Annotated in this window: 15 protein-coding genes; all 15 read right to left on the bottom strand. The window is 64.5% G+C overall.

Going from position 1 to position 15441, the window contains the following annotated elements:
• Positions 1–293 precede the first annotated feature (293 nt).
• Positions 294–1571, bottom strand: a complete 1278-nt coding sequence (locus THL1_RS19570) for a flagellar hook-length control protein FliK (RefSeq protein WP_069084784.1) — start codon at positions 1569–1571, stop codon at positions 294–296.
• Between the two features lie 83 nt (positions 1572–1654).
• On the bottom strand, positions 1655–2008 hold the full coding sequence (locus tag THL1_RS19575) for an Hpt domain-containing protein (RefSeq protein ID WP_069084785.1): 354 nt from the start codon (positions 2006–2008) through the stop codon (positions 1655–1657).
• Positions 2009–2040: 32 nt separating this feature from the next.
• Entirely contained in the window at positions 2041–3735 is a 1695-nt protein-coding gene (locus THL1_RS19580) for an ATP-binding SpoIIE family protein phosphatase (RefSeq protein ID WP_069084786.1), read from the bottom strand.
• Between the two features lie 11 nt (positions 3736–3746).
• Positions 3747–4052 (bottom strand): STAS domain-containing protein, encoded by a 306-nt coding sequence (locus THL1_RS19585; protein ID WP_069084787.1) that lies wholly within the window; start codon positions 4050–4052, stop codon positions 3747–3749.
• Positions 4053–4254: 202 nt separating this feature from the next.
• Positions 4255–4704 (bottom strand): flagellar export protein FliJ, encoded by a 450-nt coding sequence (gene fliJ, locus THL1_RS19590; protein ID WP_069084788.1) that lies wholly within the window; start codon positions 4702–4704, stop codon positions 4255–4257.
• 6 nt (positions 4705–4710) lie between these two features.
• Positions 4711–6063 carry a flagellar protein export ATPase FliI gene (gene fliI, locus THL1_RS19595; RefSeq protein WP_069084789.1) on the bottom strand — a complete coding sequence of 451 codons (1353 nt, stop codon included), beginning with the start codon at positions 6061–6063 and terminating at the stop codon, positions 4711–4713.
• Positions 6053–6850 (bottom strand): flagellar assembly protein FliH, encoded by a 798-nt coding sequence (gene fliH / locus THL1_RS19600; RefSeq protein ID WP_069084790.1) that lies wholly within the window; start codon positions 6848–6850, stop codon positions 6053–6055. The genes fliI and fliH overlap by 11 nt, the downstream gene beginning before the upstream one ends.
• 10 nt (positions 6851–6860) lie before the next feature.
• On the bottom strand, positions 6861–7877 hold the full coding sequence (gene fliG / locus THL1_RS19605) for a flagellar motor switch protein FliG (RefSeq protein ID WP_069084791.1): 1017 nt from the start codon (positions 7875–7877) through the stop codon (positions 6861–6863).
• On the bottom strand, positions 7870–9660 hold the full coding sequence (gene fliF / locus THL1_RS19610) for a flagellar basal-body MS-ring/collar protein FliF (RefSeq protein ID WP_069084792.1): 1791 nt from the start codon (positions 9658–9660) through the stop codon (positions 7870–7872). The genes fliG and fliF overlap by 8 nt, the downstream gene beginning before the upstream one ends.
• A gap of 14 nt (positions 9661–9674) precedes the next feature.
• The gene (gene fliE / locus THL1_RS19615; protein WP_069084793.1) at positions 9675–10007 is read right to left on the bottom strand and encodes a flagellar hook-basal body complex protein FliE; all 333 of its coding nucleotides are present in this window, start codon (positions 10005–10007) and stop codon (positions 9675–9677) included.
• 236 nt (positions 10008–10243) lie between these two features.
• On the bottom strand, positions 10244–11638 hold the full coding sequence (gene fleR / locus THL1_RS19620) for a sigma-54-dependent response regulator transcription factor FleR (protein WP_069084794.1): 1395 nt from the start codon (positions 11636–11638) through the stop codon (positions 10244–10246).
• Positions 11639–11644: 6 nt separating this feature from the next.
• Positions 11645–12850, bottom strand: a complete 1206-nt coding sequence (locus THL1_RS19625) for a sensor histidine kinase (RefSeq protein WP_069084795.1) — start codon at positions 12848–12850, stop codon at positions 11645–11647.
• Between the two features lie 110 nt (positions 12851–12960).
• Entirely contained in the window at positions 12961–14433 is a 1473-nt protein-coding gene (locus THL1_RS19630) for a sigma-54 dependent transcriptional regulator (RefSeq protein WP_069084796.1), read from the bottom strand.
• 218 nt (positions 14434–14651) lie between these two features.
• Positions 14652–14948, bottom strand: coding sequence for a flagellar protein FliT (locus tag THL1_RS19635; protein WP_069084797.1), 297 nt, complete (start codon positions 14946–14948; stop codon positions 14652–14654).
• A 28-nt stretch (positions 14949–14976) separates the two neighbouring features.
• The gene (gene fliS, locus THL1_RS19640; RefSeq protein WP_069084798.1) at positions 14977–15357 is read right to left on the bottom strand and encodes a flagellar export chaperone FliS; all 381 of its coding nucleotides are present in this window, start codon (positions 15355–15357) and stop codon (positions 14977–14979) included.
• Between the last annotated feature and the right edge of the window lie 84 nt (positions 15358–15441).

Raw genomic sequence — 15441 nt, forward strand, 5'->3', positions numbered from 1 at the left:
GCGGGGTTACCCCGCCTTTCCAGGGGAATGAGCAAGTGTTATGCCAGAACGCCGACCAATCGGCTGCCGAGGCAATTGCTTCAGGGCTGCGGATATACCAGTGTCGGGGGCGGCTGTCACGGGGTTCCCTCTCCCCCGGCCCCTCTCCCTGAAGAGGAGAGGGGTGACTCGCGCCTGATGTTTACGATCTGGTCGGAGTCTCCGAGTTCTTCTGAAAGAAGATGATTGGAGCGCGTGCGGACTAGCTCCCCTCTCCCTTCAGGGAGAGGGGTTGGGGGAGAGGGAAAGCGAAGTCAGGCGTAGTAATCCACCAACCCGCGATCACCACCGACGGAGGACGGGCGGATCTCGCTGTGGCTCACGCTGATCTCCTCATCACCCCCACCGCCGAAGTCGGCGCGCCCCCCGGCGGAACGGCGCTCGCCGTCACCGCCCTGCCCTTGCCAGCCACGATTGAGTGACTGGTCGGAGACGTTCACGTCCAGCTGATTCATGCCCTGCTGGGCGAACAGGTCGCGCAAGCGGTGCATCTGCCCTTCCAGCGCATCACGCACGTGGGCATTGGGGCTGGCGAAGGTCACCTGGGTCTGGTCCTGGGTCATGTTCACCCGCACTTCGAGACGTCCCAGTTCCTGTGGATCGAGCTGAATCTCGGCGGACTTCAGGTTCTGGCTGGACAGCCACATCACGCGGTCCACCACGGCCTCGCTCCAGCCCCCCTGCTGCATGGCTACCGGCTGGCCTGGCACCAGGGCCGACGCGCGCTGGACCTGGGCAGTCTGCTGGCTGATGGCCTGGCTCAAGGCATTGAGGCGGCTGGCAAGCAGTTCGTTGCGCACCTCGCCCTTGTTCTCCCCGAGGCCATCGGCCAGCTCGACCGAGAGCTCGGTGGAAGCCAGGCTGGTTTCCAGCTTGCCCTCAGCCGCTTCCAGGGGCTGGTCGGCAAACGCCGCCAGCGCACTGGCGAAGTCCTGGTCGGCGGTGGGCGCGGTCTGCGCCGCTTGGGTGGTGTTCTGTACCTGCTGGGCTGCCGCCTGGGCAGCCTGGGCCCCCTGCTCCAGTGCCATCTTCACCGCGGGCATGCCGCTGAGCGGGTCCAGGTCGGGGTCCAGGCTGGCCTCACTCAGGATCGCTGGCGCGGCGCTGTTCACCTGAGCAGTAGTGGGCAACCACTCAGTGCCCGCTTCAGGCACAGCACTGTCGGCCGGCAGTTGGCCGGTCATGGCCATGAGCAGCAGCGGGTCCATCACGGGCTCTTCGGACGCTTCCCTGGCCTCGCCCTCTTCGGCCGGCAAGGGCTTGCCGCTATCGGCAACGGCCGGCTGGCTGGCGGCAGGATCAGCCGTCGGCTGGTCCTGGCTTGCCGCTTCATCCGGCTTGTCCTTGGTCTGTTTGGCAGCCGCCTCGTTGCGCTCGGCGGCTTTGGCCTGGCGCTCTTTCGCGTACATCTGGGCGAAGCTGGAAGCCTCGCCCTTGTTGGTCTCCGCCGGTTTTTCCGGGGCTTTTGCGGCCGGTGCTTTCGGCTTCACGTCAGGCCTGGCCTGAAGAAGCAGATCGGGGGCAACGGGCATGGGCACTCTCCGCTCGGGTTGATTCGTGCCGGGGAGACTGCAAGGTGCGGGCCAACATACAGGCCGGAAGGAGGAACGACCGCTCAGAGGGAGAAGCCGCGGCGCTCGTCCTGCAACAAGTTTCGAACCACAAGGTATTCCCGCTCGATCTGCAGGATGACGGCCGGCGCATCGGCGAGCTGCTCGCGATGGGCGATATCTTCCAGCTGCTTGCACAGGCCCGCCAGTACGGGCGCGCCCATATTGCTGCAGCTGCCCTTGAAACTGTGGGCGGCCAGGCGCAAGGCCTGGCAGTCCGCCTGCGCGTACGCCTGCTGGATCTGGCGCATGCGCTCCGCAGAGTCTGCCTGGAAGGTGTCCAGCAGGACGGGAAACTCGTCTTCCATGACATCCCGCAGTGCAGACAGCACCGAATGGTCGAGATGGATATCTGACAAACCCGTTGCTCCCCGTGGTGAAGGTTCGAAAATTATGCCTGAACCGGCCAGCGGAACTCGACCTGTATGCCGTTGCCATCCTCGGCAGGCTCACAACGCGCCGCGAGCTGGCTGACCAGCGTCAGGCCACGACCGCACAGGCTGCCCGTTTCCGGCGCCGACGCGAGCGCCGCCCCTAGATCGAAGCCCTTGCCACTGTCCTCCACTTGGACCAGCAACCGCCCTCCCCGGCCTTCGGGGACCAGTTGCAGGTTGAACCGCACGTACCCTTCTTCCAGCCCGCCCAGACGCTCGGTCCGTTCCCGGTAGTAGCGGGCGAAACCTTCGGCATTGCGCTTGAGGGACGAATCCAGCCCCAGCACCCCGTGCTCCAGTGCATTGGAGTAGAGCTCGGCAAGCACGGTATAGAGGGCGCCGCCCTGGTCGCGCAGCCCCTGGACCTCCAGCAGCAACTGCAGGAGGAACGGCAAGGGATTGAAGCGTTTGAGGGTCTGGGCACGGAATTCGAAGGACGCCGACCAGTCCAGCGCACTGGACTGGCCGCTGTCGGTGAACGCCAGCTTGGCGCGCTCGTTGGAGTCATCGAGCATGCGCACTTCGATCATGCTCACGTCATCCTGGGCATGACCACGGAAGGCGCTCAACGCCAGCTGGATTTCATCGAACAGCCGATTGCCGTCACTGTTGGCGTCGAACACCGCACGCAGGCGCTGGTCGCCGAACACTTCGTCGCTGTCATTGCGGGTCTCCAGCACGCCGTCGGAGACCAGGAAGATGCGGTCCCCGGTCTCAATGGGGTAGGCCTCGAAATGCGCATTGAAGCTGCCCTGGTCAAGCACACCCAGCGGCAGGTGACGCGACACCAGGGGCACCCGTTCGCCGCCGTAGGCGCGACGCAGGTAACCCTCGGGAAGGCCGCCGTTCCACACTTCGACCATCCGCCGCTGGAAGCTCAGGTTGAGGAAGGTGGCACAGCAGAACACGCCCACCGGCAGGATGCGTTTCAGCTTGGCGTTCATCTCCCGCAGGATGTCGGCCATCGCATAACCCTTGGCGGTCATGCCGTAGAACACTTCAGCCAGGGGCATGGCGCCTATCGCCGCCGGCAACCCGTGACCGGTGAAATCGCCCAGCAGCACGTGCATGCCGCCCGACGGCTTGTAGGCCGCCAGCAGCAGATCGCCGTTGAACAGCGCGTAGGGCGATTGCAGATAGCGGATGTTCGGTGCGCTGAGGCAACCGGAGTGAGCCACCTTGTCGAACACCGCCTTGGCCACCCGCTGCTCGGTGACCAGGTGCTCGTTGTGCCGGGCGATCAGGTCGCGCTGCTGCAGCACGGTGTCCTGCAGCCGGCGCAGGCGGTCCAGGGCCTTGATCTTGGCCTCGAGAATGACCCGGTTGTAGGGCTTGGCGAGGAAGTCGTCGCCACCCGCCTCCAGGCAGCGCACCAGCGCTTCGTTCTCGGTGAGCGAGGTGAGGAAGATGATCGGCACCAGGGCCTCACCCGCCAGCTGCTTGATGCGGCGGGCCGCCTCGAAGCCATCCATCTCCGGCATCAAGGCGTCCATCAGAACCAGTTGCGGTTGTTCCTGCTGGAACAGCGCCACGGCCTCACGGCCGTTGGCAGCAGTCAGGGCGCGGTGGCCCTGGCGATTGACGATGGTCGACAACAGCAGCCTGTCCGCCGCGTTGTCCTCGGCAATCAGGATCGTGAGCGGCGACGGCATGGCGCAGGGCCTCAGGCGATCTGGAACAGTTGTTCGAAATTGGAGATGGCGAGGATCTTGCGAACGTCGGGGTTGCAGTTGGCCAGACGGATCTGCGCACGCTCGCCACCGGCGTGGTCACGCAGCAGGAGCAGCATGCCAAGGGCGGAACTGTCGAGATAGGTGGTGCCCTTCAGGTCCACGACGTAGCGCTTGGGCGTGGCGTTGACGCGCTCATAGGCGTCGCGGAACTCCTGGTGGGCGCCGAAATCGAATCGTCCCTGGATGTAGATGGTCAGCTCCTGCCCATCGTCGGAGGGCATCGAAGTGATGGCCATGCAAAGCTCCTTGTTCAAGTTCGGAATGCGCGTGGAGAAGATTTAGCACCCCCCTTGAGGCAGGGCAACTGGAAAGCGGCGCCACAGCAGAATTTATGGTTCTGAGATGACGCGCTGAAGAATGCATTCGCTCGCAAGCGTAGGGTGCGCTGCGCGCACCGGGATTCTTGCGCTGTTCGAGTGGTGCGAACGCGCGGCGCCCCTACTCCTCACCTCTGGCGGGCAGGCGCTGGACCAGTTCGTCCAGCAGCTTCTGCTCGCGCTTGTCTTCCGCCGCGCGGGCCTCGTCGAGATAGCGCTGCACCAGCTTGCGCAGCCCTTCCAGGCGCGCGTGGTGTTTCTGCCAGGCTGCGCGGGCCTTGTCGAGGTTGTCGCGGTGCCATTTGACGCTCTGCATCTGCTGGCCAATGGCGGATTCCAGTTGGGACAGGAAGCGCTGGTAGTTCATCAGCCACTGGCCGGAGACTCCACGTCGACCTTCCTCGATCCACTGCTGCTGGTAGTCGGAGCGGTAGCGCTCCAGCTCGCCGAGCTTCATTTCAGCCTGGGTCAGTTGGCCTTGGCAACGCCCGAGCATGCGCGCCGCCTCGCGTTCGGTGCGCTCGGCCATTTCAACGACGGGTGCCAGGCGCGCTGCGCGACTACGGGACATGCGCTATCAGCCCTGGACGCCGAGGGAGGCCGCCAGGCGCTGGGCGCTCTGGGTCAGGCGCTCGCTTTCGTCCAGGCCCTGCCGCAGGAAGGCGCTCATGGCCGGCTGGCGGGCGATGGCAAGATCGGTGTCCGGATCGCCGCCGGCAACGTAGGCACCGACGCTGATCAGGTCGCGGCTCTGCTGGTAACGCGACCAGAGCTGCTTGAAGCGCTGGGCGAGCTTCATGTGGTCAGGGCTGACCACCTGAGGCATGACCCGGCTGATGGAGGCTTCAATGTCGATGGCCGGGTAGTGCCCCTCCTCGGCCAGGCGACGAGACAGCACGAAGTGGCCGTCGAGCACGCCCCGCGCGGCGTCCGCGATCGGGTCCTGTTGGTCATCGCCTTCGGAAAGCACGGTGTAGAAGGCGGTGATCGAACCACCGCCCTGCTCCGCATTACCGGCACGCTCTACCAGCTTCGGCAGCTTGGCGAACACCGACGGTGGATAACCCTTGGTCGCTGGCGGCTCGCCGATGGCCAGAGCGATTTCGCGCTGGGCCTGGGCGAAACGGGTCAGGGAATCCATCAGCAACAGGACGTTCTTGCCCTTGTCGCGGAAGTATTCGGCGATACGGGTGCAGTACATCGCGGCACGCAGGCGCATCAGCGGCGCATCGTCCGCCGGGGAGGCGACGACCACCGAGCGCTTGAGACCTTCCTCGCCAAGGATGTGCTCGATGAATTCCTTCACCTCGCGGCCCCGTTCACCGATCAGGCCGACCACGATGATTTCCGCTTCGGTGAAGCGGGTCATCATGCCCAGCAACACGCTCTTGCCCACGCCGGTACCGGCGAACAGGCCAAGGCGCTGGCCGCGTCCCACCGTGAGCAGTGAATTGATCGAGCGGATGCCCACGTCCAGGGGCTCGCTGATGGGGTGACGTTTCAGCGGGTTGATGGTGGGACCATCCATCGGCACCCAATCCTCCGCCCTCATTCCGCCCTTGCCATCCAGGGCACGGCCGGCGCCATCCAGCACACGGCCGAGCATGGACATGCCCATGGGCAGGCGGCCGGTATCCGGCAACGGCACCACGCGGGCGCCCGGCGCAATGCCGGACAGGCTGCCCACCGGCATCAGGTAGATCTTGCTGCCGGAAAAGCCCATCACTTCGGCTTCCACTTGCACCGGGTGATAGCTGTCGTCGTTGATCACCAGGCAGCGGCTGCCCACCGGCGCACGCAGACCTTCGGCTTCCAGCGTGAGGCCCACCATGCGCAGCAGGCGGCCCTCCACCAGGGGTTGCGAGGGTAGATCGATGACGTCGTTGTAGCCCGCCAGGCGCTTGGCGAAGCTGGCCCGTTCAATACGCATGGTCGAGGCTGTCCTGGGCTTCCAGGTCCACGACCAGGTCGGCCGACGGTGGATGGACCTTCTGTTCGCGCTGCTGCTCGAAGAGCTGCTTCATGGCCTGGCTCAGGCGCGTCTCGATGCTGGCGTCGATGCGCGAATGCTCCGTCTCGACCCGGCAACCACCAGGTTCCAGGGATTCGTCTTCGAGAATGCGCCAGCTTTCTTCGTGGCGCTCACGCAGCAACTTCACCTGCTCGAAGTCCTGCGGGTTGATATGGATGCGCACGTTGCCTGCCCCCATGGGCAGCAGTTTCAGCGCCTCGCGCAGGACATGGCGGATCTGGCTGGAGTCCAGGCGCAGCTCACGCTGGATCACCTGACGGGTGATCAGGCTGGTGAGGTGCACCAGGGATTCCTCGATCTGCCGGTCCTGCTCGGCAATGGGCTCCAGCAGTTGGCCCATCAGGGTGTCGAGCTGGGCCAGGCGGGCGTTGATAGCCGCGTCGGCTTCCTGCCTGGCCTTGAGCTGGCCGGCATGGAAGCCGTCGCGCTCGCCGGTGGCAAAGCCTTCGTTGTAGGCGTCCTGGCGGATGGCCTCGAGTTCGTCCAGCGTCAGCGGCTTGACGTCCTCGACCGGGACCTCCTCGATCTGCGGCTCAGGCTCGGGGGCGGATGCCGTCTCGACCGGCGCCTCTTCCTGCTCGACGGGCGCGGGAGCGTCCGGGTCGAAGCTGGGCAGCGACCAGCGATCGAAGGCGTTGACGTCCTTGGCGCGGATCAGCTCGCTTGCCTGTTCCTTGTTGCCCATGGGTTGCGCCTCAGATCATTTCTTCGCCGCCCTTGCCACCGAGGGCGATTTCCCCGGCTTCGGCCATGCGGCGGGCGATGGTGAGGATTTCCTTCTGCGCCGACTCCACGTCGCTGACGCGGACCGGCCCCTTGGCTTCCAGGTCGTCGCGCAGCAGTTCGGCGGCACGTTTGGACATGTTCTTGAAGACCTTTTCCTTGATGGCGTCGTCCGAGCCCTTGAGGGCCAGCACCAGCACGTCGGAGGAGACCTCGCGCAGCAGCGCCTGGATACCGCGGTCGTCGACATCGGCGAGGTTGTCGAAGACGAACATCAGGTCTTCGATCTGGGTCGAGAGGTCGTCATCCACTTCACGGATAGAGTCCATCAGCTGGCCTTCGACCGAGCTGTCGAGGAAGTTCATGATGTCGGCCGCGCGCTTCACGCCGCCCATCGTGGTGCGGGTGGTACTGGCGTTGCCGGCGAACTGCTTCTCAAGGATCAGGTTGAGTTCCTTGAGCGCGGACGGCTGCACGGTGTTGAGCGACGAGACGCGCAGGACGATATCCAGGCGCACCTTATGGTCGAAATGGCTGAGCACTTCGGCCGCCTGGTCCGGGTCGAGGTAGGCGACCACTATCGCCTGGATCTGCGGGTGCTCGTAGCGGATCACATCGGCCACGGCGCGCGGTTCCATCCACTTCAGGCTGTCCAGGCCACTGGTGCTGCCGCCCAGGAGAATGCGGTCGATCAGGTTGTTGGCCTTGTCCTCGCCCAGGGCCTGGGTGAGCATCTTGCGAATGTAGCCATCGGCGCCGACGCCCAGGCTGGTCTGGTCGCCGACTATCTCGACGAACTCGCTCATCACCTGCTCCACCTGCTCGCGGTGGATGTTGCGCATCTGCGCCATGGCGACGCCGACCCGTTGCACTTCCTTCGGCCCCATGTGGCGAAGCACCTGGGCCGCGTCAGTCTCACCCAGCGACAGCAACAGAATGGCGGCCTTGTCGACCTTGTTCAGCTTGGCTTGGACGCGATTCTCACTCATCGGCGTTGATCCACTCTTTGACGACCAGGGCCACGCGGCCCGGATCTTCGGCTACCAGGTTCTTGATGGCGTTGAGCTGCGCATCATACCCATCGCTCGGGCTGGGCAGGAGAATGCTTTGCGGACCACCCAGGCTGACGCGGTCATCCGACAGCTCGCCAGACAGTCCCATCTCGCCCAGTTCGACGTCGCCGCCGCGGCCACCGTCCAGTTCCCTGGCCCTGTTCGTGCCACTGATGTTGTTCAGCACCGGACGCAACACACCGAACACCAGCACCAGGATGAAGAGCACGCCCAGCACCTGCTTCACCACATCCCAGAACCAGGGCTGGGTGTAGAACGGAATGTCGATGATTTCTTCGCCAGTGTCGGTCGAGAATGCGGTGTTGATCACGCTGACGCTGTCGCCACGGCTGGCGTCATAGCCCACCGAGTCCTGCACCAGCCGGGTGAAGCGGGCGATCTCGTCGGCGCTCCAGGGCACTCGGCTGGCTTCGCCCGTCTGCGGGTCCAGCTTGACCTGATCGTCCAGCACCACCGCGACGGAAAGCCGGCGCAGGCGGCCCTGCTGCTGCTTGGTGTAGCTGATGGAACGGTCCAGCTCGAAGTTGCGGGTGGTCTGGTCACGCTTGTCGGTGGGGTACGGCGCGAGCATCGGCTTGCCGGTGGCCGGGTCGATGATCTGCTGGCCGTTGTCATCCAGCAGCGGCTGACCCGGCTGTACGCCGGCCGGCGCTGAACCGGCGGCCTGCTGGGGGGCGGCGCCGGGCGCCGGCGGCTGGTTGGACAGCGCACCGGGTACGCCCTGCGGGCCGCCGTTGTTCTGCCGCTCTTCGGCGAGCTTCTGCTCGCTGCGCAGGGCCGGCTGGTCCGGATTGAACATCTCGGACGTGGATTCGACGGCGCTGAAGTCCACGTCTGCGGAAACTTCCGCCTTGTAGCGGCCATTGCCCAGAACCGGCTGCAGGATGCTATGCACACGCTGGGTGTACAGGGTCTCCATGCGCCGGGTGTAGTCGAACTGCTTGCCGGCCATGGTCAGCTCGGACAGCTCCTGCTGGTCGGACAGCAGGTTGCCTTTCTGGTCCACGACCGTGACCTGGGACTTCGCCAGCTCCGGCACGCTGGTGGCCACGAGGTTGACGATGGCCATCACCTGACTCGGCTCCAGGGCGCGGCCTGAATAAAGCTCGACGAGTACGGAAGCCGTCGGTTTGCGCTCGTCACGAACGAATACCGAGCTCTTCGGAATCGCCAGGTGCACACGGGCACCCTTGACGTTGTTCAGGCTGGAAATGGTGCGGGCCAGCTCGCCTTCCAGGCCCCGGCGGTAGCGCGTGGCCTCCATGAACTGGCTGGTGCCAAGCCCCTGTTCCTTGTCGAGAATCTCGAAACCGACGGTGTTGTCGCTGGGCGTGACGCCGGCGGCGGCGAGCTTCATGCGGGCGCGGGCCAGATCGTCGGACTTCACCAGCAAGGCGCCGGAGTTGGGCTCGATCTTGTAGGGGATGTCCGCAGCACCCAAGGCTTCCACCACCTGGTTGGCGTCCATCCCGGACAGGCTGCCGTACAACGGCCGATAGTCCGGCTGCTGCGACCAGAGCACCACGGCAAAACCGATGGCGACACTGGCGGCCAGGCCGACCAGCAGGCCGACCTGACGCAGCATGCTCATCTGCGAGAGGTTTTCCAGGAAAGACAAGCCGAACAGCGGCTTCTTCTCTTCCGACGCACCTTGCGCGTCTGCCTTGGCGGGGACCTTTGCAACAGCGGCTTCAGCCATTTCTCAATCCGTCCTCAAACCGGCATCTGCATGATGTCTTGGTAGGCCTGGACCAGTTTGTTACGCACCTGGGTCATGGCCTCGAACGAAACGCTGGCTTTCTGCGACGCGATCATGACGTCGGTAAGGTCCACACCTTTCTGGCCGACCTCGAATGCGGTGGCCATTTCAGTGGAAACCTTCTGGGTATCCGCGACCTTGTTGACCGCCTTGCCGAGCATGTCGGCGAAGCTCGGCACACCGGCCTCAGGGGCTGCTTCGGGGGCAGGCTTGGCACGGGCCATGGCATCCATCTGCATGGCTCGCATTTCCAACATCAGGCGATTGAACTCAACACCCTGGGTCATCACATTCCTCCAACTGCCGCGATTTTTTGACGCTACGCGGTCCGATGAAGGGGTATCTGCAACAAGGGTGCCAAAAGCTCAGGGACGGGTGTTTTGGGGGGGCTCTGGATTTGTAGGAGCGAGCTCTGCTCGCGAAAGATCGCGCTCGGGCTGTTCGCGAGCAGAGCTCGCTCCTAGGTAAAGTGCGCAGGATGGGTGGAGCGGAACGCCGCCCGCCCCATCCTACGGACTCTCCCTCAGCTGGCGTAGAGATAAGCCTCGACATCCATGCCGGCATCGCGCATCTGGGCCAGCTTGTAGCGCAGGGTGCGCGGGCTGATGCCCAGGCGCTCGGCGGCTTCCTTACGGCGGCCGCGCTCGGAACGCAGGGTGTCAATGATCATCTGGAACTCATGTCGACGCAGGTCATCGCCCAAGGCGCTGGGCGCCTCGACAGGAGCGCTGGCCAGCGGCAACGCGACCACCGGGGCGGGCGACGGAACCGGCGCCAGGGCCATGCCAATGGGCGAAGTCAGGCAGAGGTCGTGCGGCTGGATCAGCCCTCCCTGCTGCAGGATCAGCGCGCGCTGCACAGCGTTATCCAGTTCACGCACGTTGCCCGGCCAGCCATGCGCCAGCAGGGCAGCCTGGGCCTCATTGGAGAAGCGCACGGCAGCATGATTCATTTTTTTGACGTGCTTGCCCAGCAGGCGCTCAGCCAGGGGCAGGATGTCCGCCGGACGCTCACGCAGCGGACGCCAGGCCAGCGGGAACACCGAGAGGCGGTAGTACAGGTCTTCGCGGAATCGCCCGGCCGCGACTTCGCCGGCGAGGTCCCGGTTGGTGGTGGCAAGTACGCGGATATCGAGGTTGATCGGCCGACGCGCACCCACCCGCTCCACTTCGCGCTCCTGCAGCACGCGCAGCAACTTGGCTTGCAGGCCCAACGGCATTTCGGAAATCTCGTCGAGCAGGATGGTGCCACCGTCGGCCAGCTCGAACTTGCCCGGCGCGCTGGCAACCGCCCCGGTGAAGGCCCCCTTCTCATGACCGAACAGGGTGGCCTCGAGCATGTTGTCCGGAATGGCCGCGCAGTTGATGGCGATGAAGGGGCCAGAGGCGCGGTTCGACTGCTGGTGGATGTACTGCGCCAACACTTCCTTGCCCGTACCGGACTCGCCCGAGATCAGCACGGTGGAATCACTGCGCGCGACCCGCGCAGCCAGTTCGAGCAACTGACGGCTCGCCGGCTCCAGCGCCACCGGACCGCCACTGGCGGACTGGGCCACACGACCGAGCGCATGGCGCGCCACCAGATCCAGCAAGGTATTGGGCTCGAAGGGCTTCACCAGATAGTCGGCCGCGCCCTGGCGCATGGCTTCTACCGCGCGCTCTACGGCGCCAAAGGCGGTCATCAGAAGCACGGGCAATTGCGGGTAACGCCGACGCACGATCGCCAGCAACTGGTGACCGTCCATGCCGGGCATGTTGACGTCGCTGACCATGAGGCCGAAAGGCTCCTCGCCCAGCGCCACCAGGGCAGCCTCGGCGCAGTCCACCGCACGGAAGTCGTAGCCACCGATCAACAGGGTGTCCGCCAGGGCCTCTCGCAGGGCGCGGTCGTCTTCGACCAGCAGAATTTTGGCAGTCATCGTCCTTTACTCCTGTGTAACCGACTGAGCCGCGGGAATCAGCGGCAAGACCAGGGTGGCGCACGTACCGCGGCCAGGCCGCGAGCGCAGCCGCAACTCGCCCTGGTGGGCACGCGCCACCGCCTTGACCACCGCCAGTCCGAGGCCGGTCCCGGTGGTCCTGGTGGTGAAGAAGGGTTCGCCCAGGCGCGCCAGGGTGATGGCATCGACTCCGGGGCCGTTGTCGCTGATGGTCAGGCGCAGCTCACCGCCACGCCGGTAGAGATGCACCTTCAGCCGCAGGTTGCGACCGGCGGCCTGGTTCGCGTTTTCGATCAGGTTGAGCAACGCCCCGACCAGGGTGTCTCGGTTGCACAACAACTCGCCCCCGGCCAGGTCGCACTGCCAGCGAACGTGCTGGCCTTGTACATGGGATTCGGCCGAAGCGCGCAGCGCCCCAAACAGCGCTGACGGCGCCAGGCGGTCCGGCAGAGGCAGGTCGCCGCGGGCGAACACCAGCATGTCGCGAACCTGGTGTTCCAGTTCGTGCAGGCGCTCCTTGAGGCGACCGGCGAAGCGTTGCTGTTGATCCGTCGGCAGGACCTGCTGGGTCAGGTGGCCGGCATAGAGCAAGGCGGCCGAGAGCGGCGTGCGGATCTGATGAGCCAGTGAGGCGACCATGCGCCCCAGGGCGGAAAGACGTTCGTGGCGAGCGAGCTGATCCTGCAGGCGACGGGTTTCCGTCAGGTCGGTAAGGAGGACCAGTTGCCCCGGCTCGCCATTGAGGGAGCGAGTGGCGATGGAAAGCCGGCGGCCATTCTTGAGGGAGATCTCGTGGCCGTCGTCTTCGCGGGGAGCGAAATTGCGGGCGATCACTTCACGCCAGAGCATGCCGGCCAGGGGCTGGCCAAGCAGGCCGCGTGCCACCGGATTGGCTTCACGCACCACGCCCTGACCATCGATCACGATGACGCCGCCAGGCAGCAGGTCCAGCAGGCTCTGCAGGCGGTTGGCCAGACGTTCCTTCTCCGCCAGCTCCTGCATGCGCTGGGCACTGACCAGGGCCAGTTGGCCCTTCAGCTCAGTGACCCGCGCCTCCAGCATGCTGTAGGACTCGCTCAGCTGCGTCGACATCTGATTGAACAGCGCAAAGGCCTGTTCAAGGCCTGCGCGGCTGGCGTGTTCGGCGGGGGCGGTTTCCGCGTTCTGTGCGGGGGGGACGACTTGGCTCATGCTCTTCTCTCGCTCCATCGACCGTCAGCAGACGGTCGGTCGAGGGAGATAAAGCAATACCCGTGCCTAAAATTTAATCCTTACAAAACAATGACTTGGAAAAAACGGAATTATTCTTCCGCCAATTCCTCGTCGCGACGGCTCATGCCGTACTTGCGCATCTTCTCCACCAGGGTGGTACGACGGATGCGCAGGCGCTCGGCCGCACGGGCCACCACGCCGGATGCATCGTCCAGCGCCTGCTGGATCAGGCCCTGCTCGAGGTTACCGAGGTAGTCCTTGAGGTCCAGACCTTCCGGCGGCAGCAGCGCGGGAGCACTGACACCAGGCAGGCCGGCACCGATGGCCGAACGCTCCTCGATTTCCTCGCGCAGGCTGGCCTTGAGCTGCTCGTCCTCGTCGTCGACATGGCGGAACTTCTTCGGCAGCTCGCTGACGCCGATGACGCCGTACGGATGCATGATCGCCATGCGCTCGACGAGGTTGGCCAGCTCACGGACGTTGCCCGGCCAATCGTGGTTGCACAGGGACATGATGGCGGCGGAGTTGAAGCGGATGGAACCGCGCTTCTCATGCTCCATCCGCGAAATCAGCTCGTTGATCAGCAGCGGAATGTCTTCCACTCGCTCACGCAGCGGCGCCATGTCGATGGGGAAAACGTTGAGGCGGTAGTAGAGGTCTTCGCGGAAGCTGCCGGCCTCGATCATCTGCTCGAGATTCTTGTGGGTCGCGGCGATGATGCGCACGTCCACATTCTGCGTCTTGTTGCTGCCGACCCGCTCGAAGGTGCGTTCCTGCAGCACGCGCAGCAGCTTGACCTGCATCGGCAGCGGCATGTCGCCGATCTCGTCCAGGAACAGGGTGCCGCCGTTGGCCAGCTCGAAGCGCCCGGCCCGGCTGGTGATGGCGCCGGTGAAGGCGCCCTTCTCATGGCCGAAGAGTTCGCTTTCCAGCAATTCCGCCGGAATGGCACCGCAGTTGACCGGCACGAACGGCGCTTCACGGCGCTTGGAATGGTAGTGAAGGTTGCGCGCCACGACTTCCTTGCCGGTGCCGGACTCGCCGAGGATCAGCACGCTGGCATCCGTATCGGCCACCTGCTGCATCATCTGCCGCACCTGCTGGATGGCACGGCTGGTGCCGACCAGACTGCGAAACAGGTTGGGCTCACGCTGACGGCCACGCTCGCGCGCGTGGTCATACATTTCGCGGTAGACCTGGGCGCGGTGCAGGGAATCGAGCAGCTTGTTGTAGCTGGGCGGCATTTCCAGGCTGGCCAACAGGCGGCGGCGCAGGTCTTCAGGCCATTCCACCTGGATCTGATCGCCGATCAGCAACACCGGCAGGAACTCGTCCCAGGCCAGCAGTTGCTTGATCAGTTCCAGCGTGCCGCCCTTGGCGTTCACCTCGCCCAGCATGACGCACAGGACGTCGCGGCTGGCGCTCAGGGAATCGGTTGCGTCGCGCCAATCATCGCTGGCACAGGACAGGTACTCTTCCCCGAGGAAATTCAGGATCACCGCAAAATCGCGGCGGCGATCGCTATTGTCGTCGATCAGCAGAATCTTGGTTTCACGCCACATTGTCTGGTTCTTGCTTTTAGGGCTGAACGCCGCGTTTCGCAGCGCATGGGCAGACGGTGCATCCCTGGATCGGAGTTGACCGGCAATTGGCCACTAGTAAAGTGAAAAACCTTTGCCGAGTCAATTTTATGGCGTGCTTTTTTTGGTCTGGCCGACGGAATGGCTAAGCGGTTGTCGGGGCAGTATCGAACTGATATCAGAAGAGCATCACCTGGCCATCAGCCAAATAGCTTGTAGACCTTGGCGCCTTGCTGGGACTGGTTGAGCTGGATCAGTTCACTGGCGATGCGCTGCCGCTCGGCCTGGCAAATCGAGACCAACTCCTGGTAAAGCGCCAGCAGCTCCTGCAGACGGCTACCGAGTTGCTCGGTGTCGTCGCTGGCATCGACCATGGCGTCATCGACGGCCTGGCGGCAGAGCTGGTCCAGCTCACCGATGGCCGCCCAGTCCTGGCGGGCCAGCGCTTCGCGCAGGGCCACGCCTGTGACCTCTAGACGCTGGACTGATGCATTCATTGGAACTCTCCTGCCAACCCGGAAGGCATCACTGGGCGATGCCATCCCATCCGGTTTTTACGTTGCGCAGCAACCCTGCCACTTCATCCACTAGCGCAGCGTCGCTTTTCAGGTTCGCTTCGAGTAGGCGGGACACCATGTACTCGTAGAGTGAGTCGAGGTTGGCGGCGATTTCGCCACCCTGCTCGAAGTTCAGGCCATCACGCAGGCCGCCAATGATAGCGATAGCCTTGCCGATCAGCTCGCCTTTTTGCGCCGGCTGACCGCGCTCGATGGCACCACGGGCCTGGGCAAGGCGAGTCAGGCCGCCTTCCATGAGCATCTGGATCAGCCGATGGGGGCTGGCATCCACGGCCTGGGCCTGGGTATTAACGGACTGATACTGCTTGAGGGCCGCCATCGCGTTCATGTTCGCTCTCGCTCATGTGTCGGGCTGTGATACCCAAGGTATCGGCAGCACCAGCGAGAGCTTTAGCTCGCACCTTTGCAGAAA

This window comes from Pseudomonas sp. TCU-HL1, from assembly GCF_001708505.1.
GTDB lineage: Bacteria > Pseudomonadota > Gammaproteobacteria > Pseudomonadales > Pseudomonadaceae > Metapseudomonas.

Bases quoted from the DNA above. Each gene is read 5' to 3' on its own strand.
- THL1_RS19570 (WP_069084784.1), bottom strand. From the start codon at position 1,571: ATGCCCGTTGCCCCCGATCTGCTTCTTCAGGCCAGGCCTGACGTGAAG.
- THL1_RS19580 (WP_069084786.1), bottom strand. From the start codon at position 3,735: ATGCCGTCGCCGCTCACGATCCTGATTGCCGAGGACAACGCGGCGGAC.
- THL1_RS19585 (WP_069084787.1), bottom strand. From the start codon at position 4,052: ATGGCCATCACTTCGATGCCCTCCGACGATGGGCAGGAGCTGACCATC.
- fliJ (WP_069084788.1), bottom strand. From the start codon at position 4,704: ATGTCCCGTAGTCGCGCAGCGCGCCTGGCACCCGTCGTTGAAATGGCC.
- fliI (WP_069084789.1), bottom strand. From the start codon at position 6,063: ATGCGTATTGAACGGGCCAGCTTCGCCAAGCGCCTGGCGGGCTACAAC.
- fliH (WP_069084790.1), bottom strand. From the start codon at position 6,850: ATGGGCAACAAGGAACAGGCAAGCGAGCTGATCCGCGCCAAGGACGTC.
- fliG (WP_069084791.1), bottom strand. From the start codon at position 7,877: ATGAGTGAGAATCGCGTCCAAGCCAAGCTGAACAAGGTCGACAAGGCC.
- fliF (WP_069084792.1), bottom strand. From the start codon at position 9,660: ATGGCTGAAGCCGCTGTTGCAAAGGTCCCCGCCAAGGCAGACGCGCAA.
- fliE (WP_069084793.1), bottom strand. From the start codon at position 10,007: ATGACCCAGGGTGTTGAGTTCAATCGCCTGATGTTGGAAATGCGAGCC.
- fleR (WP_069084794.1), bottom strand. From the start codon at position 11,638: ATGACTGCCAAAATTCTGCTGGTCGAAGACGACCGCGCCCTGCGAGAG.
- THL1_RS19625 (WP_069084795.1), bottom strand. From the start codon at position 12,850: ATGAGCCAAGTCGTCCCCCCCGCACAGAACGCGGAAACCGCCCCCGCC.
- THL1_RS19630 (WP_069084796.1), bottom strand. From the start codon at position 14,433: ATGTGGCGTGAAACCAAGATTCTGCTGATCGACGACAATAGCGATCGC.
- THL1_RS19635 (WP_069084797.1), bottom strand. From the start codon at position 14,948: ATGAATGCATCAGTCCAGCGTCTAGAGGTCACAGGCGTGGCCCTGCGC.
- fliS (WP_069084798.1), bottom strand. From the start codon at position 15,357: ATGAACGCGATGGCGGCCCTCAAGCAGTATCAGTCCGTTAATACCCAG.